Source organism: Streptomyces sp. NPDC000983 (genome assembly GCF_040299205.1).
Lineage (GTDB): Bacteria > Actinomycetota > Actinomycetes > Streptomycetales > Streptomycetaceae > Streptomyces.
Genome location: NZ_JBEPBM010000009.1, coordinates 95,174 through 120,749 on the forward strand (window position 1 = coordinate 95,174; position 25,576 = coordinate 120,749).

The following is a 25,576-nucleotide window of genomic DNA, read 5'->3' on the forward strand; positions in this document are numbered from 1 at the left end:
CAGCAGTGACCGCACCCGCTCCCGGAGGCTCGTGATGGCTTCGCGACTCAACCCCTACATCAGCTTCGCCGGAGACGCCCGGCAGGCCCTGGAGTTCTACCAGGAGGTCTTCGGCGGCACCCTGGCCCTGAACACCTACGGCGACTTCGGGCAGCCCGACTCGCCGATGGCCGACAAGATCATGCACGGCATGCTGGAGACCCCGAGCGGCTTCACCCTGATGGGCGCCGACAACCCACCAGGCGCCGAGCACCAGCCGGGCCGGAACATCTCCGTCAGCCTCAGTGGCGACGACGACGCCGAGCTGCGCGGCTACTGGGCGAAGCTCGCCGAGAGCGGCACGGTCTCGGTGCCGCTGGAGAAGCAGATGTGGGGCGACGTCTTCGGCATGTGCACCGACCGCTTCGGCACCTTCTGGATGGTCAACATCAGCGGCGCGGAGGGCTGAGCGCCGACGCGCGGCCGGGGCACGCACCTGACCGCGCGACCGCGCGACCGCGCGACCGGACGTCCGCCCGATCACACGACCGCGCGAGCCCGTCAGACCCGGCGGACCTCCCCGACGGTGACGGGCCGGTGCTCGCGCAGCGACAGCGTGCACGCCTCGGCGATCCAGCCGGCCTCCAGGGCCTCCGCGACCGTGCACGGGGACGGCCGGGTACCGGCCACCACCTCGGTGAACGCGGTGAGTTCGGCCCGGTAGGCCGCGGCGAAGCGGTCCATGAAGAAGTCGTGCGGCGTGCCCGCGGGGAAGGTCGCCCCCGGCTCCACCGAGCGCAGCGGCAGCCTGTCCTCCAGCCCGACGGCGATGGAGTCCGCGAAGCCGTGGATCTCCATGCGGACGTCGTAACCCCGGGCGTTGTGGCGGGAGTTGGACACCACGGCCAGGGTGCCGTCGTCGAGGGTGAGGATCGCGCCGGTGGTGTCGGCGTCGCCCGCCCGCGCGATGTGGTCGGCACCCCGGTTGCCGCCCACCGCGTACACCTCGGTGACCTCGCGGCCGGTCACCCAGCGGATGATGTCGAAGTCGTGCACCGAGCAGTCCCGGAAGATCCCGCCGGACGCGGCGATGTACGCGGCCGGGGGCGGCGCCGGGTCCAGCGTCGTGGACCGCACGGTGTGCAGGTCACCCAGTTCCCCGGCGCGCACGGCGGCGCGGGCGGCGGCGAAACCGGCGTCGAAGCGGCGGTTGAAGCCGATCTGGACCGGCACGCCCGAGCCCTCGACGGCCCGCAGGACCCTCACGCCCTCGGCCATGGTCCCGGCCACGGGCTTCTCGCAGAACACGGGCAGGCCCGCCGCCACCGCGGCCAGGATCAGCGCCGGGTGGGCGTCGGTGGCCGCGGCCACGACGACGCCGTCCACCCCGGCGGCGAACAGGGCCTCGGGCGAGTCCACGACCTCGCCGCCGAAGCGCCCGGCGGCGGACTTGGCCGCGTCCGTGACGGGATCGGTGAGGACGAGGGAGTCGACGGCGTCGAGTCCGGAGAGGGTCTCGGCGTGGAAGGCGCCGATGCGGCCGAGGCCGAGGATTCCGATACGCATGAGGGTGCGGCTCCTAGGGAGGTGCGGGGGTTGTCAGTCGAGTCCGCCGAGTACGTTCTGGTCCCAGTCGATCACCGAGCCGGTGACCACGCCCGAACGGTCCGAGAGCAGGAACACCGCGAAGTCGGCGATCTCGTCCGGCCGGCCGAGCCTGCCCATCGGCAGCCGGGCGCCGGCCCGCTCGCGCCAGTCGTCCCCGGCGCCGTGGAAGGCCCGCTGGGTGGCGTCCTCGCCCTCGGTCTCCGTCCAGCCGATGTTGAGGCCGTTGATCCGGATCCGGTCGAAGCGGTGCGCGTGCGCGGCGTTGCGGGTGACCCCGACCAGCCCGGCCTTGGCGGCGACGTACGGCGCCAGGAACGGCTGCCCGCCGTGGGCCGAGGACGTGATGACGTTGAGGATCGTGCCCGGCGCCTGGCGGGCCAGCATGTCCGCCACCGCCGCCCGCATCGCGAAGAACGGCGCCCTGAGATTGACGGCGATGTGCCGGTCGAACAGCTCGGGCGTGGTGTCCAGCAGGGTGCCCCGCGCGGTCAGCCCGGCGGAGTTCACCAGGCAGTCGACCCGGCCGTACGCGGCCACCGTCTCGGCGACGGTGCGCCCGGCCTCCTCGGCCCCGGCCAGGTCGGCGCCCACGAACAGGGCCTTGCCGCCGGCCTCCGTCAGCTCCCGGACCAGCGCCTCGCCGGGCCCGGGGCGCCGGCCGGTCACCGTCACCGCCGCCCCCTCCCGTACGGCGGCCCGGGCGACGGCGGCACCGACGCCCTGGGTGCCGCCGTTGACGAGGACGACCTTGTCGTCGAGAAGTCCCATGAGATGCGGTTCCCTTCAGCTCAGGCGCCGCTCGGCGGCGGCCCTCAGTTCGGCGCGCAGGACCTCCGGCGGCCGGGCTTCGGCCAGCGCGCGCCGTACGAGGTCCGCCTGCGAGGGCGGGGCGAGTCCGTCCACCGGCGGGTCACGGTCGAGGTTGGTGGGGAAGGGGTAGCCCTCGGCGGCCGCCGCGACCACGTTGTCGAGCGGCTCCGGGGCCACGCCCTCGGCGCGGCGGCGCAGCAGCACGGGGTAGACGGCGTTCACCACCGCCTCGCGGTCCACCGTCTCCATCGCCCGCCCGAACGCCGACGACACCTGGAGCAGGTTGGCCGTGCGCCGCACGTCCGCGGTGCGGTTGGCCCCGGCGGCGTGGAACAGCGCCGGGTTGAAGAAGACCACGTCGCCCTTGGCCAGGGGCAGCTGTACGTGGTGGGCGTCGAAGTACGCCCGGAACTCCGGCCGCCGCCAGGCCAGATAGCCCGGCTCGTAGGTCTGCGAGTACGGCAGGTACAGCGTCGGGCCCGACTCCACCGGCATGTCGGCGTGCGCCACGGCGCCCTGGAGGGTGAGCACGGGGGAGAGGCGGTGCACGTGCGCCGGATGGGCGGCCGCGGCCTCGTCGGAGAGGAACCCCAGGTGGTAGTCGCGGTGCGCGGTCTGCGCGACGCCGCCCGGGTGGACCACGTTGACCTGGGAGGTCACCTGGTAGCCGGGGCCGAGCCAGGCCCGGGACACCTGGGCGAGCACGTCGTTGGCGTAGTAGTCGGCGAACCCGTCGGGGTCGCGCAGGGCGGCCTTCTCCAGCGCGTTCCAGACCCGGTCGTTGGTGCCGGGCCGCGCGAAGTGGTCGCCCGCGTCCCGGCCCGAGGCCCGCTGTTCGGCGATCAGGGCGTCGAACACCCCGGTCAGCCGGTCGACGACCGCCGGGTCGGGGAACGCGCCGCGGAAGACCATCACACCCGGCCCGTCGGTGAGGGCGCGGATCAGCTCCTCGTCGGGCGCGGCGCCCTCGTAGACGAGCACGTTCCGCTCGACGGCCACGGCGTGCGGATAGTCCGCCGGGTCGGTGGCGCGCTCGACCTGCGCGCGGAAGGAGCCGAGGTCGCAGTCCCGCTGGGACAGCCGGGCACGGGGGCGTGCGGGGGTGAAGGACATCGGTGTCCTCTCGGTGACAGGGGCGGCTCAGTGCTGTCATTCTTGTCAGGACAAAGACGTCGAACAACCAGCAGGAAGCCATCAAAAACCCCTCAAGGGAGACTGCCCGATGGGCCATCCGTTCCCGATCCGCGAGATCGCGCGCCAGGCGGGGCTCAGCGAGGCCACCGTGGACCGGGTGCTCAACGCCAGGGGAGGGGTGCGCGACAGCACGGCACGGGAGGTGCGCCGGGCCATCGCCGATCTGGACCGGCAGCGCACCCAGGTCCGCCTGGTCGGCCGTACCTTCATGGTCGACATCGTGATGCAGGCCCCGGAGCGGTTCAGCACCGCCGTCCGGGCCGCCCTGGAGGCCGAACTGCCCTCCCTGCACCCGGCGGTGGTGCGCTCGCGCTTCCACTTCCGGGAGACCGGCCCGGCGGGGGAGCTGACCCGGGTCCTGGACCGGATCGCCCGGCGCGGCACCCAGGGGGTGATCCTCAAGGCGCCGGACGTCCCCGAGGTCACCGCCGCCGTGGGCCGGCTGGCGGAGGCCGGGATCCCGGTGGTGACCCTGGTGACCGACCTGCCCTCCACACCCCGCCTGGGCTATGTCGGCATCGACAACCGGGCCGCCGGCGCGACCGCCGCGTACCTCATGGGGCAGTGGCTGGGCGACCGGCCCGGCCATGTGCTCACCAGCCTGTCCAGCGGCTTCTTCCGCAACGAGGAGGAGCGCGAGATGGGCTTCCGCAGCGCCATGCGCGCCCGCCACCCCGGGCGCGCCCTGGTGGAGGTGACGGAGGGACAGGGGCTGGACGCCACCCAGTACGACCTGGTCCGCGCCGCGCTCCTCGGGGACCCGGAGATCCGTGCCGTCTACTCCATCGGCGGCGGCAACAACGCCACCCTGCGGGCCTTCGCCGACCTCGGCCGACAGTGCGCGGTGTTCGTCGCCCACGACCTCGACCACGACAACACCCGGCTGCTGCGCGAGCACCGCCTGTCCGCGGTCCTCCACCACGACCTGCGCCAGGACCTGCGCGAGGCCTGCCACCACGTCATGCGCGCCCACGGCGCGCTGCCGCCCGCCGGACCCTCGCCGCCGTCCCCGATCCAGGTGGTGACGCCCTACAACATGCCCGCCGGCTAGGGCCCTTCTGATGGACCTCCGCGGCGTCGCGACGCCCGGCACGCACTCTCGACGCACGGCGTGGAGGGACAGGTGGCTCCGCCACATGACCCTCCACGCCGCACGCCGAGCGCACGCACCGAACGCCGCTCCTTCTGCCACGGAGATCCATCAGAAGGACCCTAGGTCAGTTCGACCCACGCACCGGTCCGTGCCGAGCGGCTCATCGCGTCGAGGGCGACGGCGCTGTGCACGGCGTCCGCAAGGGTGGCGCCGTGGGAGCGGCCCTCGGCGATGGAGCGCAGGAAGCGGTACGCCTCCACGACCTTGAGGTCGTCGTAGCCCATCGCGTTCGCCGCGCCCGGCTGGAACGCGCCGAACTCGCCGTCCCCCGGCCCGACATGGACCGTGCTGACGGGCTGGTCCTGGTAGGCGGTGCCGCGGCTCACGCCGAGTTCGTTCATCCTGCGGAAGTCCCAGAACACCGCGCCCCGGGTGCCGTGCACCTCGAACCCGTAGCTGTTCTGCTCGCCGACCGAGACCCGGCACGCCTCCAGCACCCCGCGGGCGCCGGAGGCGAACCGCAGCAGACAGCTGACGTAGTCCTCGTTCTCGACCGGGCCCAACTCGCCGCCGACCGCCCGGGTGTGGCCCTGCGTGGCGCCGGACGGGCGAGGCCGCTCGGGCACGAACACCGCCGTGTCGGCGGCGAGCGAGACGAGGTCGCCGAGCAGGTACCGGGCGAGGTCCACACCGTGCGAGGCGAGGTCGCCGAGCACCCCGCTGCCGCCGCGCTCACGCCGGTAACGCCAGGTCAGCGCGGCCTCGGGATGGGCCGCGTAGTCGCTGAACAGCCGGAACCGGGCGTGTGTGACCGTGCCGATGTCCCCCGCGGCGATCAGCTTCCGGGCCGTCTCCACCGCGGGCGCGTTGCGGTAGTTGAAGCCGACCGCGCCGTGCACCCCGGCCCGCGCGACCGCGTCCGCGACCGCCCGGGCGTCCTCGGCGGTCAGCCCGACCGGCTTCTCGATCCACAGGTGCTTGCCCGCCTCGGCCATCGCGACCCCGATCTCGCGGTGCAGGAAGTTGGGCGCGGTGACGCTCACCGCCCGCACCCGGGGATCGGCGGCCACCTCGCGCCAGTTGCGGGTGGCCGAGGCGAAGCCGAACCGCTCGGCCGCCTCCTCCGCCCGGCCCGGCACCTCCTCGGCGACGGCGACCAGTTCCGGGCGCAGCGGCAGCCGCGGATAGTGGTGCCGCACACGGGCGTAGGCCTGGGTGTGCACCCGCCCCATCCAGCCGAATCCGACGACGGCGACCCCGAGCGCATCCACCATGACAGCCCTTCTCCGGACGGCCCCTCCGCGCACCGGCCACATTTTGGACCGGTCCACAACGTGTCCGACCACCCTGAGCCGGTCTCCTTCCCGGTGTCAACCCTTTGACAAGCCCGTACACCCCATGGAACGGTCCATCGCATGAGACCGCCGACCATCCGCGACGTGGCCGAACGCGCCGGCGTCTCCAAGTCCCTGGTCTCCCTGGTGCTGCGCGGCTCCCCCCAGGTGCGGCCCGAGAAGCGGGACGCCGTGCTGCAGGCCGTCCGCGAACTCGGCTACCGCCCCAACACCGCCGCCCGCAGCCTCAGCGAGCGCCGCACCCGGACCGTCGGCGTGCTCCTGAACGACCTGCGCAACCCCTGGTTCGTGGACCTCCTCGACGGGCTGAACCCCCTGCTCCACGACAACGGCCTGCACATGCTGCTCGCCGACGCCCGGCTCAACCGCCGCACCGGCCAGGACCCCGCCGAACCCCTCCTCGACCTGCGGGTGGACGGCCTCGTCGTGGTCGGCACGCTGCCCGACCCGGCCGCGCTGGGGCCGGTCGCCGAGCGGATGCCGGTGGTCGTGGCGGGCGCCCGTGAGGCGGTGCCGGAGCACGTGGACGTCGTGGCGGGCGACGACGGGCACGGCGCCCGGCTGGCCACCGAGCACCTGATCGGCCTCGGCCACCGTGGGATCGCGCACCTCGCGGGCTACGGCGCGGTCGGCGGGCTGCGCCGGCGCGGCTTCGAGGAGACCATGCGGGCGCACGGCCTCGGCGACCTCGCCCGGGTCGAGGCCTGCGACATGACCGAGGAGGGCGGCCACCGTGCCGCGGTACGGCTGCTGGGCCGCCCGGACCGGCCGACGGCGCTCTTCGCCGTCAACGACATCTCCGGGATCGGCGCGCTCTCGGCGGCCGAGGAACTGGGGCTGCGGGTGCCGCGCGACCTGTCCGTCGTCGGCTACGACAACACCGGGATCTCCCGGCTGCGGCACCTGTGGCTGACCACCGTGGACGGCGCGGGGTACGACGTGGGCCGGCGTGCCGCCCGCTGTCTGCTCGACCGGTTCGACCGGCCCGGCGCGCCGGGCCTGCTGCGGCTGGCCACCCCCGCGCTGGAGGTCCGGGGCACCACGGCCCCGCCGCTCACAGACTGATCGAGTAGACCTTGCGCAGCGTCTCGTGCACGGTCCACGTCGTCCGGTCGCCCTCGCGCAGCACCGCCATGTCGCCGGGCCCCACCGTGAGTGTCGGGCCGCCCTCGACCTCGACCGTGGCCGAACCGCTGATCACCACGAACAGCTCGTCCGCCTCGGTGTCGGTGACCACGCCCGGGGTGATCTGCCAGATCCCGCGCACCTGACGTCCGTCCGCCGACTCCCACAGGACCTTCCCGGTCACCTCGGGGGTGCCGGAGACGATCTGCTCCGGGGCGAGCGGCTCGGGTTCGAGCTCGGCGTCGGGGACGTGTACGACGAAACTGTGGGTCATGGGCAGGACCCTAACCAGGGGGAGCGGGCCCCGGCCGCGGACAGAGTGTGGGGTGTCGGGGGCGGCGGGAGGACACTTCGTCGCGGCGGCAGAACGTTGGACAAAATTGTTGACAATTCTGTCTGGCTAGATTTACGTTCGACAGGCACTCACTCAGGGAGGGCAACGATGCCGAAAGAAGCCCGTCCGGGCACCGGGGAGCAGGCCAAACAGCTCGCGCTCGCGCGGCTGCGGCAGGCCATCCTGCACGGCGAGATGGCACCGGCCCAGCGGCTGGTGGAGAACGAACTCGCCGAGCAGTTCGGTGTGACACGGGCGAGCATCCGCGCGGCGCTCATCGATCTGGAGGCCCAGGGCCTCGTCGAACGGATCCGCAACCGCGGCTCGCGGGTGCGGGTGGTCACGGTGGACGAAGCGGTCGCCATCACCGAGTGCCGCATGGTCCTGGAAGGACTGTGCGCGGCGAAGGCGGCCGTCGCGGCGAGCGACGACCAACTGGCCGAACTCACCGAGCTGGGCACGGCGATGACCAAGGCCGTGGCAGCCGGCGAGCCGGTCACCTACTCCGACCTCAACCACGAACTGCACACCCGGATCCGGGAGTTCTCCGGCCAGCGCACCGCGCTGGAGCTGCTGGAGCGGCTCAACGCCCAACTGGTGCGTCACCGCTTCCAGTTGGCACTGCGGCCAGGGCGTCCGCAGCAGTCCCTGAGCGAGCACCTGGCGATGATCGAGGCGATCAGTGCCAGGGACCCCGAGGCGGCCGAGGCGGCCGTCCGCGCCCACCTCAGCAGCGTCATCGAGGCGCTGCGCGACTGAACCTCGCACGAGGCGGGCGCTCACCTGTCGACGCGGCGTGAGCCGAAGGGGCGTGCGAGGACGGCGGCGCGAGCAGGCCGTGGCCCACCGGGCCGGAGGCCGCTCGCGCCGCCGCCCGCGCACGGGCGCCCCGAGGCCGCACCGCCCGAGAAGAGAGAGCTCGCAACCATGACTCAGGCCAACGTGCCGGCCCCGCCACGCTCCACGCTCGTGGTGACCGCCCACGCGGGGGACTTCGTGTGGCGGGCGGGCGGGGCCATCGCCCTGGCCGCGGCCCGCGGGGAGAAGGTGACCATCGCCTGTCTGACCTTCGGTGAGCGCGGAGAGTCCGCCAAGGCGTGGCGCGAGGGCATGAAGCTGGAGGAGATCAAGGCGGTCCGGCGTGACGAGGCCGAGCGGGCCGCCGCCGTCCTCGGCGCCGAGGTCCGCTTCTACGACGCCGGCGACTACCCGCTGATCGCCACCCCCGAGCTGACCGACCGGCTCGTGGAGGTCTACCGCGAGACCCAGCCGGACATCGTCCTCACCCACCCCACCGAGGACCCCTACAACGGCGACCACCCCGCCGCCAACCGCATGGCGCTGGAGGCCCGGGTGCTCGCCCAGGCCATCGGCTACCCGGGCAGGGGCGAGATCATCGGCGCCCCGCCGGTCTTCTACTTCGAGCCCCACCAGCCGGAGATGAGCGGCTTCCGGCCCGAGGTCCTCCTGGACATCACCGAGGTCTGGGAGACCAAGCGCAAGGCGATGGAGTGCCTCGGCGCCCAGCAGCACCTGTGGGACTACTACACCGACCTCGCCGTCCGCCGGGGCGTCCAGCTCAAGCGCAACGCGGGCCCCAACCTCGGCCTCGCCCACAAGGCCATGGCCGAGGCGTACATGCGCCCCTACCCGCAGATCGCGAAGGAGCTGGCATGAGCGGCGTCGTCGTCACCGGTCCGCCCAGGGCCGAGGCCGCGGACGTCGAGGCGCTCGCCGCGTTCGGCGTGGCCACCGTCAGCGAGGCGATGGGCCGCACCGGCCTGCTCGACCACGGGATCCGCCCGATCCAGCAGGGCGTACGGGTCGCCGGCACCGCCGTCACCGTGCTGAGCTGGCCCGGCGACAACCTCATGATCCACGCGGCCGTGGAGCAGTGCGGCGAGGGCGACATCCTCGTCGTCACCACCACCTCCCCGTCCGTGGACGGCATGTTCGGCGAACTCTTCGCCACGGCCCTGCACCGGCGGGGCGTACGCGGCCTGGTGATCAACGCGGGCGTCCGGGACACCCAGGAACTGCGCGAGACGGGCTTCCCGGTCTGGTCACGGGCGGTCTCGGCGCAGGGCACGGTCAAGGCGACCGGCGGCTCGGTCAACGTACCGGTGGCCGTCGACGGCCGGGTGATCCGCCCCGGGGACGTGATCCTCGCCGACGACGACGGCGTGGTCGTCGTCCCCCGCGAACGGGCCCGGGAGACGGCGGAGCTCTCCGAGGCCCGCGAGGCGAAGGAGGCCGCCGCGCGCGCCGCCTTCCTCGACGGCGAACTCGGCCTGGACCGCTACGGATTGCGGGAGAAACTCAAGGCGCTCGGCGTCGAGTACCGCACGTACGAGGAGCACACCGGAGAGCGGCCGTGACGCGGGGGCCCGAGGAGGTGCCCTGTCTGCTGATGCGCGGCGGCACCTCCAAGGGCGCCTACTTCCTCGCGGACGACCTCCCCGCGGAGCCCGCCGCCCGGGACGCCCTGCTCCTGCGGATCATGGGCAGCCCGGACCCGCGCCAGATCGACGGACTCGGCGGAGCGCACCCGCTCACCAGCAAGGTGGCCGTGGTCTCGCCGTCCGCCGACCCGCACGCCGACGTCGACTACCTCTTCCTCCAGGTCGCCGTCGACCGGGCGGAGGTGAGCGACCGTCAGAACTGCGGGAACATCCTCGCCGGGGTCGGCCCGTTCGCCGTGGAACGGGGCCTGGTCGCGCCGGGGGAGGCGCGGACCGCCGTCCGCATCCGCATGGTCAACTCCGGCGAGCGGGCCACCGCCGCCTTCCCGACACCGGGCGGGCGGGTCGACTACACCGGCGACGCCGCGATCTCGGGGGTGCCCGGCACCGCCGCCCCCGTCCTGATCGAGTTCCCGGCGGGCGCCGCGCCCCTGCTGCCCACCGGACGCGCCCGCGACGAGATCGACGGCGTGCCCGTCACCTGCGTGGACAACGGCATGCCGACCGTCCTGATCGAGGCCGCTGCGCTGAAGGTCACCGGATACGAGCCGCCCGCCGACCTGGAGGAGGACGCCGCGCTGGCCGACCGGCTGCGCCGCATCCGGCTGAAGGCGGGCCGCCTGATGGGGCTCGGCGACGTGTCCGGCACGACCGTGCCCAAGCTCACCCTCCTCGCCCCGCCCCGCGAGGGCGGCGCCGTCACCACCCGCACCTTCATTCCCGTGCGCTGCCACCCCTCGATCGGAGTGCTCGGCGGGGCGAGCGTCGCCGCCGGCCTGCGCATCGAAGGAAGCGTGGCCGAGGGAATCGCCCGAGTCCATCCGGAAAGTGACCGAATTCGCATAGAACATCCCTCGGGATTCCTCGACATCGAAAGTAGCCTCGGCGTGACCGCCGACGGCACCCCCTTCCCCCGCCGTACGGCCGTGGTCCGTACGGCCCGCAAGATCTTCGACGGCTCCGTGTTCCCCAGGGCCGCCGGACACCCCACAGGAGGTCAACGATGACTCCGCCGCTCGGCGACATCGCCCACATCGGCCACGCTCAGCTCTTCACCCCCGACCTGGACGCCAGCGTCGCCTTCTTCACCGACTACCTGGGACTGACGGTCAATCAACAGGTGGGCGACAGCGTCTACTTGCGGACCTTCGACGACTACGAGCAGCACAGCCTGGTGCTCACCGCCCGCGAGACACCCGGCCTCGGCCGGCTGGCGCTGCGCACCTCCGGCGAGGAGGCGCTGCACCGCCGGGTCCGGGCGGTCGAGGAGTCCGGCGGCACCGGGCACTGGGTCGAGGACGAACCCGGCCTCGGCAAGCTCTACGTCACCACCGACCCCGACGGCCACGAACACGCCCTGTACTGGGAGAGCGAGCACTACACGGCCCCCGAGGGGCTGGAACCGGCGCTGAAGAACCAGCCGCAGGCCAAACCCAACCGGGGCGTGGGCGTACGGCGGCTCGACCACATCAACTTCCTCGCCGCCGACGTCCTCGCCAACTCCGAGTTCCAGCAGAACGTCCTCGGCGCCCGCCCGACGGAACAGATCCGGCTCGACACCGGACGGATCGCGGCCCGCTGGCTGACGTACACGAACAAGTCGTACGACGTCGTCTACACCTCGGACTGGACCGGGTCGGCCGGCCGGCTGCACCACATCGCGTTCGCCACCGACACCCGCGAGGACATCCTGCGCGCCGCCGATCTGGCCATCGACAGCGGGGTGTTCATCGAGACGGGCCCGCACAAGCACGCGATCCAGCAGACCTTCTTCCTGTACGTGTACGAGCCCGGCGGCAACCGGATCGAGCTGTGCAACCCGCTCACCCGGCTGGTGCTGGCGCCCGACTGGCCGCTCGTCACCTGGACCGAGGAGGAGCGGAAGAAGGGGCAGGCCTGGGGCCTGAAGACCATCGAGTCGTTCCACACCCACGGGACCCCGCCCGTCGCGTGACAGGGGCGCGCGAGGAGCCGTTCCCGCATTGTCGCTGAGATTGTTGACAAAAACGTTGACTCTTTCGGGGCGGCTCCTTAGCGTCTAGCGCACCCCGCACGAGAGGAAGAACAAAGATGTCCCCCCTCGCTCCATCCACCCGCGGCAGCAGACTGGCCCTCCTGGTCGTCGGCCTGTGCTGGCTGGCCGTTCTCTTCGACGGCCTCGACATGTTCATCTACGGCTCGGTGCTGCCCCACCTGCTGGAGACCAAGACCTTCGGCCTGACCCCCGACCAGGCCGGCGACCTCGGCTCCTACGCCACCTTCGGCATGCTGATAGGCGCCCTGACCGCGGGCACCGTGGCGGACCGGATCGGGCGCAAGAAGCTCATGGTGGCCTGCGTGACCCTGTTCTCGCTGGCCTCCGGCGTCTGCGCGCTGGCCGACAGCGTCGCCGTCTTCGGCCTCGGCCGCACGGTGGCCGGGATCGGCCTCGGCGGGCTCCTGCCGACCGCGATCAGCATGGTCTCCGACTACGCCCCGCGGGGCCGCGGAGCCATCGTCATCGGCCTGCTGATGACCGCCCACCACGCCGGTGGCATCCTCTCCGCCTACGTCGCCAAGTGGCTGATCGACCCCGTCGGCTGGCGCGCCGCCTTCTGGGTCTGCGTGCTCCCGCTCCTGTTCGCCCCCGTGCTCGCCAGGTTCCTCCCCGAGAGCCTGAGCTTCCTCGTCGCCAAGGGCCGCACCGAGGAGGCCCGCGCGCTGGCCGCCCGGTACGACGTCGAACTCCCCGCCGCCAAGGGCGACAGGCAGGGCGCCGCCGACCGCTGGACCAACCTCGTCGGCCTCTTCCGCGGCGGCGAGTGGGTCCAGACCCTGCTGTACTGGCTGGCCTCCTTCGGCGGCCTGCTCCTGGTCTACGGCGTCGCCACCTGGCTGCCCACCCTGATGCGCGCCGAGGGCTACGCGCTCGGCTCCGCGCTGACCTTCGTGGTCGTCTTCAACCTCGGCGGCATCGTCGGCATGCTGGTGGCGGGCCGCGCCGCCGACCGCTTCGGCGCCCCGCGGATCTCGGCGGTCTGGTTCGCGCTCACCGCGGCCGGGGTGTTCCTGCTCAGCGTCCACATGCCGACCGCGGTGACCATGACGGTCGTCTTCCTCACCGGTGTCTTCCTCAACAGCGCCCAGACGATGATCTACGCGACCGTCTCGATCGGCTCGGAGCCCGGCAACCGCGCCACCGCCGTCGGCTGGACCTCCGGCATGGGCCGCTTCGGCGCCGTCTTCGGCCCCTGGCTCGGCGGCCAGCTGCTCGCCGCGGGCAACGGCGACTGGGGCTTCACCGCGTTCGCGCTCGCCGGGGTGTCGTCCATGGTCTTCATCGGCATCGCCGCCCTGCGCGACGGCTGGAGGAACGCCGCCGAGAGCGCCCCGCAGAAGCTGGTCGGCACCCACTGAGGACGCCGGACACCGGTCCCCGCGACACGCGGAGACCGGCGTCGGCCGTTCCCACGGCCGGGGCCCGGGAACGCGTCGGCACCGCCTCCCGGTGCCGGGTGGCGGTGCCGTGCGGGGCGGGGGTGTCAGCCCATCTGGTCCTCGGCCGACAGGTGTTCCACCGTGCGGCCGGTCTCGGTGAAGGTGCGGGTGACATGGCCCGAGGAGTACACCCACAGGATCCGCAGCGGGCCGTCGCCGGTGTTCCGGAAGAGATGGGGGACCGGGGACGGGATGTACGTCGTGTCGAACCGCTCCAACTTCGTCACCTCGCCGTTCACCACCACCTCCGCCTCGCCCTCCAGGACCGTCACGTGCTCGTCGCAGTTGTGCGAGTGCAGCGGCGCGCCGGAACCGACCGGATACACGCTCATCCCGCTGGTGATCCTGTTCTCGCCGCCCGCCGAGGGCGTGGTGATCAGCGGCGTCGTCACCACGGAGCCGCCGCGGTCCAGCAACGGCACCGACGCGACCTTGATGATCGTGGTCATCCGGGGTTCCTCTCCAGTACGTGGTTCCGGGCGACCGACGGTAGGTCGCGCGCGAGCGAATGGGTGCCCTCCGGCGTGCAGTTTTACCTTGCGTTCCGAGGAGGGTGAGCTTCCCCGGCCCGGCTGTACCGTCTGCTGGCGTCGCACGGCGATCCGTTCCGTGCCCGCAACGTGCCGGAAAGAAAAGGCAGGTATCGGCCACATGAGGCTCCCCGTTCTCAGCCAAGACGAAATGGATCCGCGGCAGCAGGAACTGGCCGCCCGGATCGCCGGCCGCCGCGGCGCCGTCCGCGGCCCCTTCCGGGTCTGGCTGCACAGCCCGGAGATGTGCGAACGGGCCGAGTCCCTCGGGGCCTTCGCACGCTTCGACTGCTCCCTCCCCAAGCACCTGCGCGAGCTGAGCCTGCTGATGGCCGCCCGCAACTGGGACGCCCAGTACTCCTGGAACGCCCATGTGCACCAGGCGATCGAGGCCGGCATACCCGAGGCCGCCGTCCAGGCCGTCGCCGAGCGCCGCGAGGCCGTCTTCGACGACGAGGCGGACCAGGCGTTCTACCAGTTCTGCCGCGAGATCCTCGACGACCACTTCGTCACCGACGCCACCTTCGCCCGGGCCCTCGCCCACTTCGGCCCCAAGGGCCTGGTCGACACCATCGGCGCCCTCGGCAACTTCACCATGCTCGGCATGTGCCTCAACGCCTTCCAGGTCGACCTCCAGGCCGACAGGGAACCGCCGTTCCCCGACATCCGCGGCTACGCCCGCGTCGTGCCCGAGGTCACGCCGTGAGCACCTCCGCCGTGGTCCGCGTACGCGGTGTCACCAAGAGCTTCGGCGGCGCGGCCGCGCTGAAGGACGTGGGCCTCGACCTGCTCCCCGGCGAGGTGCACGCCCTGATGGGCATGAACGGCGCCGGCAAATCGACCCTGGTGCACGTCCTCGCCGGCGTCCACCAGCCCGACCGGGGCACCGTCGACATCGACGGCCACGCCCACCGCTCGCTGACCATGCGTCAGGCCCGGCGGCTCGGCATCTCCTTCGTGCCGCAGCGCCGCGAACTGGTCATGGGCCTCACCGTCGCCGAGAACGTCCTCCTCGGCGACCTGCCGGTCAAAGGGGGCCGGGTCAGCTGGTCCACGGTGAAGGACCAGGCGCGCGGGGCACTGCGCGACCTCGGGATCCACCTCGACGTGGAACAGCCCGCCGGAGCCCTGACGGTGGCCGAGCAGACCATGGTCGAGGTCGCCCGCGAGGTGCGCCGCGGCGGCCGGGTCCTCATCCTCGACGAGCCCACCGCCTGCCTCGGCGCCGACGCCGCCGACCAGGTCAAGGCCCTGGTGCGCCGGCTCAGGGACGAGGGCATCGCCATCGTCTACATCTCGCACTACATCGACGAGGTCCTCGACGTCGCCGACCGGGTCACCGTGATGCGCGACGGCCGCGTCGTGCACACGGGCACCGTCGACGGCCTCGACGGCACCGGACTGGTCCGGCACATGGTCGGCCGGGACGTCGTCTCCCACCGCCCGACCCGGCCGGCACCGAGAGACGAGGTCGGCCTGGAGGTCCGGGGCCTCGCCCGGGGCCGCTTCATCCGCGACTTCGGTGTCGAGGTGCGCCGGGGCGAGGTCGTCGGGGTGCTCGGAGCCGCCGGCGACGCGCAGTCCTACCTCTTCGACCTGCTCTCGGGCCGGACCCGCCCGGACACCGGGGAACTCCTCGTCGACGGCCGCCCCGTACCGCTCGGCAAGGTGCGGCACTCGCTGCGCAGCGGACTGCGCTGCGTCACCGGCGACCGCCGCAACCTCGGCATCATCCCCGGCCTGTCCGTCGACGAGAACCTGATGCTCGCCAGCGACCGCTTCGACCGCCGCCGGCTGCACCGGGACGCCGAGCAGACCCGCCGTGCCGCCCCGCGCCGCGAGACGTACGGCGTGGTCACCCTCGCCCGCAACCCCGCGGTCAGCGCGCTCTCCGGCGGCAACCAGCAGAAGGTGCTGCTCGCCAAGTGGCTGGAGACCGCCCCGGCCGCGGTCTTCCTGGAGGACCCCACCAACGGGGTCGACGTCGCCGCCAAGGCCGACATCCACACCATCGTCGACGACCTCGCGAGCCGGGGCGTGGCGGTCCTGCTCGCCTCCTCCTCCGCCGAGGAGGTCATGCGCCTGGCCGACCGGGCGGTGGTCGTGCGCTCCGGCCGGATCGTCGCCGAGCACGACATCGCCCGCATCACCCGCGACGAACTGGTCGCGACCGCCCTGGGAGGGGACAACTCATGAGCCTGAAGACGCCGGCCCCCGAGGCCGAATCCCCCGCCGGGCGGACGCCGTCCGGACCCGCGGAGCACACCACGGGCGGCCTCCTGGCGGTCGTACGGCGGATCCCGCACCTCGGTCTGCTCACCGTGCTGATCCTCGTCGCGGGCTTCACCGCCACCCGGAGCGACGCCTTCCTGACCCAGGACAACCTGATCAACGTCCTGCGCCAGGTGAGCATCACCGCCGTCATCGCCGCCGCCCTCACGCTGGTGATGACCGCGGGCGGCATGGACTTCTCCATGGGCAGCAACGTCTACGTCGTCGCCGCCCTCGCCGCCCAACTCCTGCACAACGGCGCCTCCGTCGTCGTCACCATCCTCGCCTCCGTCGCCCTCGCCATGGCGATCGGACTCGTGAACGGCCTGGTGGTCACCTACATCAAAGTGGCGCCCTTCGTGGTGACCCTGGCCACCGCCACCATCCTCGACGGCGTCCAGCTCGTCGTCCTCGACGGCAAGACCGTCTCCGGCGGCGAGGCACTGTCCGACCTGGGCGCCGGCTACTTCATCGGACTGCCCAACCTCACCTGGCTGGCACTGATCGTGCTGGCGCTGACCGCGCTGGTCATGAAGTACACGACGTACGGCCGCGACCTGTTCGCCATCGGCGGCAACGAGCACGTCGCCCGGCTCAGCGGCATCGGCGTCAACCGCAACAAGCTGCTGCTGTACGCGGGCGCCGGCGCCCTGTCCGGACTGGCCGGGATCATGCTCCTGTCCCGGCTGGTGGCCAGCAGCCCCAGCGCGGGCGGCGGCCTGATGCTCCAGCTCAGCGCGGTCGCGGCGGTCGTCATCGGCGGTACGGCGCTGGAGGGAGGGCGGGGCACCGTCGTCGGCACGATCCTCGGCGTCGTCCTGCTCGGCGTGGTCGCCAACTCGCTGAACCTGCTCCAGATCTCCTCCTTCTACCAGCCGGTGTCGGTCGGGACGGTCCTGGTGATCGCCGCGATCGCCAACCAGCTGCAGAAGTCCCGTCACCCGTCCCACTGAACCCGCCCGTCCCACTGAACTCGCACGTCCGACACGAAAGGCACCGCACCATGAGAATCACCTCCCGGTACCGCACCGCCGTTCTCGCCACCGCCGTGGGCGCCGGACTCCTCCTCAGCGGTTGCAGCAAGGACGACACCGACTCCGTGACCCCGGCCGCCGGGGACGGCGAGTACACCATCGGCTTCGTCAACGGCAACAACACCGAGTTCCACACCTGTCTCCAGGGCGCGATCGAGGCCAAGGCCAAGGAGCTGGGCGTCGAGCTGTACACCGCCAACTCCACCCAGGACCCGGGCAAGGAGCTGTCCAACATCGAGGACATGATCTCCCGCGGGGTGGACGCGGTGATCGTCCAGACGGTCAACGTGGACGCCCTGGAGGCCGACATAGCCAAGGCGAAGGCCGCCAACGTGCCGATCTTCCTGACCTCGGTGCTGCTGGAGGACATGAAGGACGTGCTCGGCGCCTCCGTGGTGCCGCTCGCCGAGGTCGGCAAGATGGACGCCGAACTCGTCACCGAGGACGCGGCGGGCAAGAGCGTCCAGGTCGGAGTGATCGCGGGCGCCCCGGGCGCCGCCTCCGACGTCCTGGTCGGCGGCTTCACCGACAACCTCCCCGCCACCGCGAAGGTGGTCGCCAACCAGCCGGGCATGTTCAGCCCCGCCAAGGCGCAGGAGGTGGCGGAGAACATGATCCAGTCCCACCCCGACCTGGACTACGTCTTCGTCGCCAACGAGGAGATGGCCTTCGGCGCCCTGAACGCCTTCAAGGCCGCCAAGTCCGACGTGAAGATCGTGACGAACAACGGCACCGAGCGCGGCGTCGAGGCCGTCAAGGCCGGCACCTTCCTCGGCACGGTCTCCAACCCCGCCCAGCTCACCGGAGCCAACGCCCTCGACAGCACCGTGAAGCTGCTCGACAAGGCCAAGGGCGCCGAGAAGATCACCCGTACCCCGCTCACTCTCGTCACGAAGGAAAACGCCGACCAGGCGCCGGCCTACTGCCACGAGTGAGCATATGAAACAGCAGGTCACAAGCCTTATGAAAAGAATTCGTTTCACTTAGGCTGCACCCGCTCGACCCCGCACCTGAAGGAACCGAGGAACCATGGACCGTCTGCTGCTGATGCACAGTTTCGTCACCGTCGCTCAGGTCGGAAGTTTCAGCGGCGCCGCCAAGAAACTGGGCTCGTCGGGCTCCCTGGTCTCCCGCCATGTGGCGGAACTCGAACGACAGGTCGGGGTCCGGCTGGTCAACCGCACGGCCCGTTCGGTGAGCCTCACCGAACCGGGACAGCGGTACGCGGAATTCTCCGCCAGAATCCTCGAGGAGATCGAGGCGGAGGACGCCGGAATCGCGCATCTCCACGACCGGGCCGAGGGCACCCTCAGCATCATCTGCCCGAAATGGATAGGCAGCCTGGATCTCGGGGACGCCATCGCCGCATTTTCCGCGGCCCACCCCAAAATCCAGGTCCGCTTCGAACTCGGCGGAATGTCGGACCGTACCTACGACTTCCTCGACAGCGGATTCGACGTCGCCTTCCACACCCGGGACCTGCGCGACTCCAGCGTCCGCCTGAAGAAGATCGCCTCGCTGCCCTTCGTGCTGTGCGCGTCCGAGGAGTACCTGGAGCGCCACGGGCCGCTGACCGAGCCGAACGGCATCGCCCACCACGACTGCCTGGTCCACGTCAACGACCCGGTGTGGCGGATCGGCCACGGCCACGCCTCCACCCTGCACAAGATCCGCAACGTGGCGTTCTCGTCCAACTCCTACCTCGCCCTGCAGAAGGCGGCCGTGCACGGACGCGGCATCGCCCTGCTCCCGCAGCGCCCGGTCTACGACGACCTCGTCTCCGGCGCGCTGAAGGTCCTCCTCCCGGAACTGGCCGTACCCGACCGCCCGTTGTACGCCATCTACGGGCCGGGGCAGGCCGCCCCGCGCAAGGTCAGCGTGTTCCTGGAATTCCTCACCGCGTGGTTCTCCCGCAATCCCATCCCGGCGATCCAGCCGTAGCCACGCTTCCCCGGCCGCAAGAAACGATTGCACAACCCGTGGAGCCCGGGCCGTTGAGCCCCCGCGATCCACGAACCTAGGCTCATTGGCGACCCGCGAAACGAGGAATCCATGGGAATCCAGAGAATCGAGTCGGTCACCTACAGTATCGACGACCTCGACGAATGCGTCCGTTTCTACGACGACTTCGGACTGTTCCTCGTCGAAAGGACCGACGAACACGCCGTGTTCGAGACGCTGACCGGACAGACCCTCCAACTGGAGACCCGGCCGGGCCCGTTGCTCCCGCCACCGGTGGAGCAGGGTCCCACCCTGCGCGAGGTGGTGTGGGGCGTGGACACCGAGGAGGAGCTGGCCCGGCTGGTGGCCGCCGCGGGCAGGGACCGCCCGGTCCGGGCCGGCGCCGACGGCGTCCACCACACCGTGGACGAGACCGGCTTCGGCGTCGGCCTCACCCTGGCGCGCCCCAAGGCGGCACCGGTCACCCCCCGCCCGGTCAACGCGCCGGACAACGTGCGCCGGTGGAACACCGCCCTGGAAGCGATCACCCGGGTCCGCCCGCTGCGGATGTGCCATGTGGCGCTCAACATCGCCAAGGAGGGCCGGGAGGAGGCCGTCGCCTTCTACACCGGGCGCCTCGGCTTCCGGCCCACCGACGTCGTCGAGCCGATGGGCGTCTTCATGCAGGCGCCCGGCGACGACGACCAGCACACCATGCTGCTGTGCCACCGCCCCGACCGGGCCGGCGTCAACCACATCGCCTACGAGGTGCCGGGCTTCGACGACGTGATCGAGGGCGGCAACCACATGATCGAGAAGGGCTGGCGGGAGGCCCGCAGGCTCGGTCGGCACACCATCGGCTCCAACGTCTTCCGCTTCCTGCACGCCCCGAGCGGCGGCCGTGTCGAGTACGCCGCCGACATGGACCGGGTCGACGACTCCTACGAGACCCGGGTGCACGCCACCACCCCGCCCCACCACATCTGGGCGTTGCGCACCAACCGCGACAACGAGGCCTCCTGACCACCGGAGAGGCGCACCCCGGAACCAGAGCCGCGACGAACCCCGGAGAGGGCACCCACCCATGACCACCGACCACGGCTACCCCGCCGTCCGTATGCACATAGCGGGCGAGTGGTGCCAGGGCGGCACCGGACGCACCGCCCCGATCGTGAACCCCGCCACCGAGGCCCCGATCGGTGAGGTCCCGCTGGCCACCGCCGCCGACCTGGACCGCGCCCTCGCCGCCGCCGAGGAAGGCTTCCGCCGCTGGCGCTCGACCCCGATCGCCCGGCGCACCGAGATCCTGCACACCGCCGCCGCCCTGCTCACCGAACGCGCCGCGGACATCGGCCGGATCATGACCCTGGAGCAGGGCAAGCCCCTCGCCGAGGCCACGGGAGAGGCCCGCCGGGTCGCCGACACCCTGCGCTGGCACGCCGACGACGCCCGCCGCGCCTACGGCCGCCTGATCCCCTCGGCCCCCGGCACCCTGCTCTCCGTACGGCGCGAACCGGTCGGCGTGGTCGCCGCGTTCGTGCCGTGGAACTTCCCCGCCGGCGGGCCGATGCGCAAGATCTCCTCGGCGCTGGCCTCGGGCTGCTCGATCGTCATCAAGGCGTCCGAGGAGACCCCGGCCACCGCGATGGAACTGGTCCGCTGCTTCGTGGACGCCGGTCTGCCCGCCGGAGCGCTGAATCTGGTCTTCGGCGAACCCGCCGAGGTCTCCGCCCACCTCATCGCCTCCCCGGTCACCCGCCTGATCGCGTTCACCGGCTCGGTCCCCGTCGGCAAGCTCCTCGCCGCCGAGGCCGGGAAGGTCATGAAGCCCTCCCTGATGGAGCTCGGCGGACACGCCCCGGTGATCGTCTGCGCCGACGCGGACCCCGTGGCGGCCGCCCGCAAGGCCGCCCAGGCCAAGTTCGCCAACGCCGGGCAGGTGTGCACCTCGCCCAGCCGCTTCCTCGTCCACGCGAGCCTGGTGGAGGAGTTCACCGCCGAGTTCGTGAAGGTGGCCGAGGCGGTGACCGTCGGGGACGGCCTGGCCGAGGGCACCACGATGGGCCCGCTCGCCAACGAGCGCCGCCTGGCGGCCATGGAGCGGCTCACCGCCGACGCCGTGTCCCGCGGCGCCAAGGTGCTCACCGGTGGCGACCGCCCGGACCGCCCCGGGTACTTCTTCGCACCGACCGTCCTGACCGACGTACCGCCGGGCGCGGAACTGATGCACGAGGAGCCCTTCGGCCCCCTCGCCCCCCTCGTCCCCTTCACCGACCTCGACGAGGCGCTCGCCACCGCCAACGCCCTGCCCTACGGACTGGCCGCCTACGGCTTCACCCGGTCCGCCGCCACCGCCGAGCGGCTCTCCGCCGAACTGGAGGCCGGGATCCTGTCGATCAACCACTGCGGCGGCTCCGTCCACGAGGCCCCCTCCGGCGGGGTGAAGGACAGCGGCTACGGCCGGGAGGGCGGCCCCGAGGCGCTCGACGCCTACCTGGTCACCAAGCGCGTCTCCCACCTGCTGGCGCCATGAGGTACGCACGCGTCTCCGTCGCCGGCCGCGCGGTCTGGGGCCGGGTGGGGGAGGAGGACATCGAGCTGCTGTCCGGCTCCCCCCTGGACGGCGACCCCGACGTCATCGGCACCCTGGAGCGGTCGGCCGCCGTATGGCTGCCGCCCGTGGTGCCGCCGGTCTTCTACGCCGTCGGCTACAACTACCCCCGGCACATCGAGCACGCCGGGGCCGAGACGCCCAAGCGGCCCGAGATCGGCTACCGCGCCAACAACGCGCTCACCGGCCACCTTTCACCGGTCGTCAAGCCGGCGGAGGTGACCGGACGCTTCGAGGCCGAACCCGAGCTCGTCGCCGTCATCGGCCGCACCCTGCGGTACGCCACGTACGAGGAGGCCCGCGGGTCCGTCTTCGGCTGGACCGTCGGCAACGACGTCAGCGCCCGCACCTGGCAGCACGAGGACCGCACGTTCTGGCGCAGTAAGAACAGCGACACCTTCAAGCCGATGGGCCCGTGGATCGAGACGGACGTCGACGCCCTGGCCCAGACGACCACCCTGCGGGTCAACGGCGAGGAACGGTCCTCCTTCCCCACCGGCGACATGGTCTTCGACCCCTTCGACCACATCGTCGAGATGACCCGCCACCTGACCCTGCACCCCGGTGACGTGCTGTGGATGGGCGCCGAGTCCACCTGCCAACTGGAACCGGGGGACACCGTCGAGGTCGAGATCAGCGGCATCGGCACGCTGGCCAACCCCGTACAACTCGAAGGGAATCGAGCATGAGCAAGGAACCCCGCTACATCCACCACGTCAACTTCCCCACCACCGACCCCGACCGGACCGCCGAGTGGTACGCCAAGGTCTTCGGGATGAAGCGGATCACGCCCAAGTCCAACACCCGCGTGGTGCTGATGACCCGCGGAAACTTCGATCTGCACTTCACCCCGGTCGAGGAGATGGAGCGCATGGCGCCCTATCACTTCGCCGTCGAGGTCGACGACTGGGACGACTTCCTGGAACACCTGGCGGAGCTGGGCATCCGGCACACCCGGCCCATCCAGCGCCCCGAGAACCAGTCGAAGTTCTGCTACATCCACGACCCCGACCACACCATGATCGAGCTGGTCTACCACGCCAAGCGCCCCAACTGAGCCTGCACCAAAGGGAGTTCATCCTCATGCCTCTTGCCGACTCCGACGGCACAGCCATCTACTACGAGCGCCACGGCACCGGCCCCGCGATCCTGTTCGTGCACGGCAGCGGCGGCCACCACGCCGCCTGGTGGCAGCAAGTGGCCGCACTGCGCGACGAGTTCACGATCGTCACCCTGGACCTGCGCGGCTTCGGCAAGTCCGACTCCTCCGACTTCGACGGCCAGGACTTCCCCGGTGACGTGGCCGCCGTGCTCGACGCCGAGGACCTCACCGACGTCATGCTGGTCGGCCAGTCCATCGGCTCCGTCGCCGCCCTCAAGGCCGGCCTGCTCCGCCCCGAGCGGGTCTCCTCCGTCGTACTGGGTCACTCCCTGGGCGGCATCAGCCACCCCGAGCTGAGGGAATTGGCCGCTGCCGACCGGGCCGAGGCCGTCAAACTCCCGGTGATCGACCGCCTGCTCACCAAGCAGTTCCAGAGCGAGCGCGCCGACCTGACCTTCCTCTTCCAGCAGATGGGCACCTTCAACGTCGCCCGCATGCAGGACCTGCGCAACCTCGACACCAACGGCCCCTCCCTGGAGGACATCCAGGACTCCGGGGTCAGGGTCGCGTTCCTCGCGGGCGAGAAGGACGCCGTGCTCGGCGTCAAGACCGTCACCCGCGCCCACGAACTCCTCCCCGGCTCCCACCTGGAGATCGTCGAAGGCGCCCCCCACTCCATGTACTGGGAGACCCCGCACGCCTACAACGCGGCCGTAGCCCGGCTGCGCCGCACCCTGACCCCACCGAAGGACTCCGCATGACCACCCTCACGCTGGCCGCCGCCGAGGAGATCCTCGCCGCCGCCCAGGAGCGCGCCCAGGAGATCGGCAAGGCGGTGAGCGTCGCCGTGGTCGACGCCGGCGGCTTCCCCGTCGCCATCCGCCGCCCCGACGGAGCACGGCCCCTCACCCCCGACATCGCCCGAGCCAAGGCATACACCGCCGCGATCATGCAGCGCCCCGGCACCATGCTGAAGAAGTGGCAGGAGAGCCAGCCCGTCTTCTTCTCCCAGCTCTCCCAGCTCCCCGGAGCCGCCATGCCGATCATGGCCACCGAGGGCAGCGTCACCATCAAGAAGGACGGCGAGATCATCGGCGGCCTCGGCATCGCCGGCGGCACCGCGGCCGAGGACCAGAAGATCGCCGAGGCGGTGCTCGAATCCCTCGGCTACGAGCTGGAGTTCGCCGCCTGGGGCGTCTCGGCACCCGGAAAGGACTGACCGGCCATGGCCGATACGTTCAACTACCGCATCGATCACCACGGCAGCCTGGTCCGCCCGGCCGGCCTCGACCCGAAGGACCCCGAGTCCGTCGCCGAGGCGGTCCGGGAGGCCGTGGTCCTCCAGCGCAAGCTCCGCTCCACGGTGGTCACCGACGGCGACTTCCCCCGCGCCGACTTCCGCGGTGCGGTCCTCGACAACGTCACCGGCCTCCGCCGCACCGACACGGTCGTGGACGGGCTGACCCGCTGGGTGGCCGAGTCCCTGCCCGAGGCGAAGGGTCCGCTCCTCGCCGACGGGGCCGCCCGCCTCGCCGAACTGACCGTCATCGCCCCCAAGGCGTCCCTGCCGTCGCCCGCCTACCTCGCGGCCACCACCTTCGAACCGGGACTCGGTGTCGCCTCGGCCCGTGAACTCGGCGAAGCCCTCGCGGAGATCGTGAGCGCGGAGATCGCCCTGCTGGTCTCGCGGGGCGTCCGCCTGATCCAGCTCAACAACCCCCTCCTCCTCGACTGGCCGGCCGACTCGCCCCTCTCCTTCGAGGACGCCCTGGCGGTCGAGGCGGCGGCGCTCCGTCTGGACGAGCGCCCCGAGGGCGTCCGCACCGGCCTCTGCCCGGGCTGGACGGCACCGGCCGAGGCCGACCCCGCCCGCCTGGAGCGGCTCTACGGCGAGGTCCCGGCCGACCGCTGGATCCTCCCCTTCGACCAGGGCACGCCGGCCGAACTGGACCTGATCAGGGCCCTGCCCGAGGACCGGGACCTGTGCCTGGGAGTGGTCGACGCGACCACGCCCGACCTGGAGGACATCGACACGGTCATGGCCCGGCTGGACGCGGCGGCCGAGCTCAAGGACATGGAGGACATGGCCGTATCGCCCTCCCGCGGCTTCGCCGACGTCGCCGACGCCCCGCTCCTCACCGCGGAACAGCAGCGCCGCAAGCTGGTCCTGGTGGAGACCGTCGCCCGCTACTGCTGGGGCAACGAGTTCTGACACGCCGAAGGGGGCGCGGTCGCCCGCGCCCCCAGGACCGCGCGGACGACTACCGGACGACCTCCGCGAACGTGACCGTGCGCTCCACCAGCAGCGGACGCACGGTCCGCACGATCAGCTCGTCGAAGTACGGCGCGGCCGCGTGAGCCTCGAACCCGGCCCGGTCCGCGTACACCTCGTACAGCACGAACCCGCCCTCCCGGCCGGCCTCCGCGTGCACCTCGTACGCGAGGTTCGCGGGCTCGGCCCGAGTGAACTCCCGCATCTTCAGCAACGCGTCCCGCACCCCTCCCGCGTCGGCGGGCTCGCAGCGGTAGTGGGCGAAAACGGCGTACGACATGGAACGTCCTCCGGATCGAAAGCGAGTGCGACGAGCACGCCGATTCCAGCACGGACGGGCTCCCGGGCCACCCGCGCGCCGCGCAACCAATGACTGCC

The 25,576-nt window shown here is 71.8% G+C and carries 28 protein-coding genes; 21 read left to right on the forward strand and 7 right to left on the reverse strand.

The window, feature by feature from the left end:
• Positions 1-34: 34 nt before the first annotated feature.
• Positions 35-448 (forward strand): VOC family protein, encoded by a 414-nt coding sequence (locus ABT296_RS12850; protein ID WP_351926288.1) that lies wholly within the window; start codon positions 35-37, stop codon positions 446-448.
• A 92-nt stretch (positions 449-540) separates the two neighbouring features.
• On the opposite strand, the gene ABT296_RS12855 is transcribed toward ABT296_RS12850, so the two are convergent.
• Genes ABT296_RS12855 through ABT296_RS12865 form a run of 3 tightly spaced genes read right to left on the reverse strand, consistent with a single transcriptional unit; the run spans position 541 to position 3,510 of the window.
• Positions 541-1,545 (reverse strand): Gfo/Idh/MocA family protein, encoded by a 1,005-nt coding sequence (locus ABT296_RS12855; RefSeq protein ID WP_351926290.1) that lies wholly within the window; start codon positions 1,543-1,545, stop codon positions 541-543.
• A 33-nt stretch (positions 1,546-1,578) separates the two neighbouring features.
• Positions 1,579-2,355: an SDR family oxidoreductase gene (locus ABT296_RS12860; RefSeq protein WP_351926292.1), complete on the reverse strand. Its 777-nt coding sequence runs from the start codon at positions 2,353-2,355 to the stop codon at positions 1,579-1,581.
• A gap of 15 nt (positions 2,356-2,370) precedes the next feature.
• Positions 2,371-3,510 carry a phytanoyl-CoA dioxygenase family protein gene (locus ABT296_RS12865; protein ID WP_351926294.1) on the reverse strand — a complete coding sequence of 380 codons (1,140 nt, stop codon included), beginning with the start codon at positions 3,508-3,510 and terminating at the stop codon, positions 2,371-2,373.
• 109 nt (positions 3,511-3,619) lie between these two features.
• Between ABT296_RS12865 and ABT296_RS12870 the strand changes: the two genes are divergently transcribed.
• Positions 3,620-4,642, forward strand: coding sequence for a LacI family DNA-binding transcriptional regulator (locus ABT296_RS12870; protein ID WP_351926296.1), 1,023 nt, complete (start codon positions 3,620-3,622; stop codon positions 4,640-4,642).
• A 161-nt stretch (positions 4,643-4,803) separates the two neighbouring features.
• Here the strand turns inward: ABT296_RS12870 and ABT296_RS12875 are convergent, their stop codons facing one another.
• Positions 4,804-5,958 (reverse strand): Gfo/Idh/MocA family protein, encoded by a 1,155-nt coding sequence (locus ABT296_RS12875; protein ID WP_351926298.1) that lies wholly within the window; start codon positions 5,956-5,958, stop codon positions 4,804-4,806.
• Positions 5,959-6,099: 141 nt separating this feature from the next.
• Here ABT296_RS12875 and ABT296_RS12880 point away from each other — a divergent pair, with 141 nt between their 5' ends.
• Entirely contained in the window at positions 6,100-7,104 is a 1,005-nt protein-coding gene (locus ABT296_RS12880) for a LacI family DNA-binding transcriptional regulator (RefSeq protein ID WP_351926300.1), read from the forward strand.
• Here the strand turns inward: ABT296_RS12880 and ABT296_RS12885 are convergent.
• A complete protein-coding gene (locus ABT296_RS12885; protein WP_351926302.1) occupies positions 7,094-7,438 on the reverse strand; it encodes a cupin domain-containing protein in 345 nt (114 codons plus the stop codon). The genes ABT296_RS12880 and ABT296_RS12885 overlap by 11 nt on opposite strands.
• A 168-nt stretch (positions 7,439-7,606) precedes the next feature.
• Between ABT296_RS12885 and ABT296_RS12890 the strand changes: the two genes are divergently transcribed.
• From ABT296_RS12890 to ABT296_RS12915, 6 genes are all read left to right on the forward strand, one after another.
• Positions 7,607-8,257 carry a GntR family transcriptional regulator gene (locus ABT296_RS12890; RefSeq protein ID WP_351926304.1) on the forward strand — a complete coding sequence of 217 codons (651 nt, stop codon included), beginning with the start codon at positions 7,607-7,609 and terminating at the stop codon, positions 8,255-8,257.
• Between the two features lie 168 nt (positions 8,258-8,425).
• Positions 8,426-9,175: a PIG-L deacetylase family protein gene (locus tag ABT296_RS12895; RefSeq protein ID WP_351926306.1), complete on the forward strand. Its 750-nt coding sequence runs from the start codon at positions 8,426-8,428 to the stop codon at positions 9,173-9,175.
• Entirely contained in the window at positions 9,172-9,876 is a 705-nt protein-coding gene (locus tag ABT296_RS12900) for a 4-carboxy-4-hydroxy-2-oxoadipate aldolase/oxaloacetate decarboxylase (RefSeq protein WP_351926308.1), read from the forward strand. Before ABT296_RS12895 ends, ABT296_RS12900 begins: the two co-directional genes overlap by 4 nt.
• Positions 9,873-10,967 (forward strand): 4-oxalomesaconate tautomerase, encoded by a 1,095-nt coding sequence (locus ABT296_RS12905; protein ID WP_351926310.1) that lies wholly within the window; start codon positions 9,873-9,875, stop codon positions 10,965-10,967. Before ABT296_RS12900 ends, ABT296_RS12905 begins: the two co-directional genes overlap by 4 nt.
• Positions 10,964-11,914, forward strand: a complete 951-nt coding sequence (locus ABT296_RS12910) for a VOC family protein (RefSeq protein ID WP_351926312.1) — start codon at positions 10,964-10,966, stop codon at positions 11,912-11,914. Before ABT296_RS12905 ends, ABT296_RS12910 begins: the two co-directional genes overlap by 4 nt.
• Positions 11,915-12,030: 116 nt before the next feature.
• Positions 12,031-13,356, forward strand: coding sequence for an MFS transporter (locus ABT296_RS12915; RefSeq protein WP_351926314.1), 1,326 nt, complete (start codon positions 12,031-12,033; stop codon positions 13,354-13,356).
• A 125-nt stretch (positions 13,357-13,481) separates the two neighbouring features.
• Here the strand turns inward: ABT296_RS12915 and ABT296_RS12920 are convergent, their stop codons facing one another.
• Complete coding sequence (locus ABT296_RS12920; protein ID WP_351926316.1) at positions 13,482-13,886, reverse strand: cupin domain-containing protein; 405 nt, start codon at positions 13,884-13,886, stop codon at positions 13,482-13,484.
• A gap of 232 nt (positions 13,887-14,118) precedes the next feature.
• Between ABT296_RS12920 and ABT296_RS12925 the strand changes: the two genes are divergently transcribed.
• From ABT296_RS12925 to ABT296_RS12980, 12 genes are all read left to right on the forward strand, one after another.
• On the forward strand, positions 14,119-14,673 hold the full coding sequence (locus tag ABT296_RS12925) for a carboxymuconolactone decarboxylase family protein (RefSeq protein ID WP_351926318.1): 555 nt from the start codon (positions 14,119-14,121) through the stop codon (positions 14,671-14,673).
• Positions 14,670-16,163: a sugar ABC transporter ATP-binding protein gene (locus ABT296_RS12930; RefSeq protein ID WP_351926320.1), complete on the forward strand. Its 1,494-nt coding sequence runs from the start codon at positions 14,670-14,672 to the stop codon at positions 16,161-16,163. Before ABT296_RS12925 ends, ABT296_RS12930 begins: the two co-directional genes overlap by 4 nt.
• Complete coding sequence (locus ABT296_RS12935) at positions 16,160-17,191, forward strand: ABC transporter permease (protein WP_351926322.1); 1,032 nt, start codon at positions 16,160-16,162, stop codon at positions 17,189-17,191. The genes ABT296_RS12930 and ABT296_RS12935 overlap by 4 nt, the downstream gene beginning before the upstream one ends.
• 50 nt (positions 17,192-17,241) lie before the next feature.
• Positions 17,242-18,207: a sugar ABC transporter substrate-binding protein gene (locus tag ABT296_RS12940; RefSeq protein WP_351926323.1), complete on the forward strand. Its 966-nt coding sequence runs from the start codon at positions 17,242-17,244 to the stop codon at positions 18,205-18,207.
• Positions 18,208-18,301: 94 nt separating this feature from the next.
• Positions 18,302-19,213, forward strand: coding sequence for a LysR family transcriptional regulator (locus tag ABT296_RS12945; protein WP_351926325.1), 912 nt, complete (start codon positions 18,302-18,304; stop codon positions 19,211-19,213).
• 111 nt (positions 19,214-19,324) lie between these two features.
• Positions 19,325-20,236 carry a VOC family protein gene (locus ABT296_RS12950; RefSeq protein ID WP_351926327.1) on the forward strand — a complete coding sequence of 304 codons (912 nt, stop codon included), beginning with the start codon at positions 19,325-19,327 and terminating at the stop codon, positions 20,234-20,236.
• Positions 20,237-20,297: 61 nt separating this feature from the next.
• Positions 20,298-21,746, forward strand: coding sequence for an NAD-dependent succinate-semialdehyde dehydrogenase (locus tag ABT296_RS12955; RefSeq protein ID WP_351926329.1), 1,449 nt, complete (start codon positions 20,298-20,300; stop codon positions 21,744-21,746).
• A complete protein-coding gene (locus ABT296_RS12960; RefSeq protein ID WP_351926331.1) occupies positions 21,743-22,513 on the forward strand; it encodes a fumarylacetoacetate hydrolase family protein in 771 nt (256 codons plus the stop codon). Before ABT296_RS12955 ends, ABT296_RS12960 begins: the two co-directional genes overlap by 4 nt.
• Positions 22,510-22,881, forward strand: a complete 372-nt coding sequence (locus ABT296_RS12965; protein ID WP_351926333.1) for a VOC family protein — start codon at positions 22,510-22,512, stop codon at positions 22,879-22,881. Before ABT296_RS12960 ends, ABT296_RS12965 begins: the two co-directional genes overlap by 4 nt.
• 26 nt (positions 22,882-22,907) lie before the next feature.
• On the forward strand, positions 22,908-23,687 hold the full coding sequence (locus ABT296_RS12970) for an alpha/beta fold hydrolase (RefSeq protein ID WP_351926335.1): 780 nt from the start codon (positions 22,908-22,910) through the stop codon (positions 23,685-23,687).
• Positions 23,684-24,145, forward strand: coding sequence for a GlcG/HbpS family heme-binding protein (locus ABT296_RS12975; protein WP_351926337.1), 462 nt, complete (start codon positions 23,684-23,686; stop codon positions 24,143-24,145). Before ABT296_RS12970 ends, ABT296_RS12975 begins: the two co-directional genes overlap by 4 nt.
• 6 nt (positions 24,146-24,151) lie before the next feature.
• On the forward strand, positions 24,152-25,138 hold the full coding sequence (locus tag ABT296_RS12980) for a uroporphyrinogen decarboxylase/cobalamine-independent methonine synthase family protein (protein ID WP_351926339.1): 987 nt from the start codon (positions 24,152-24,154) through the stop codon (positions 25,136-25,138).
• A gap of 49 nt (positions 25,139-25,187) precedes the next feature.
• Here ABT296_RS12980 and ABT296_RS12985 read toward each other — a convergent pair whose 3' ends face one another.
• Complete coding sequence (locus tag ABT296_RS12985) at positions 25,188-25,478, reverse strand: putative quinol monooxygenase (RefSeq protein ID WP_351926341.1); 291 nt, start codon at positions 25,476-25,478, stop codon at positions 25,188-25,190.
• Between the last annotated feature and the right edge of the window lie 98 nt (positions 25,479-25,576).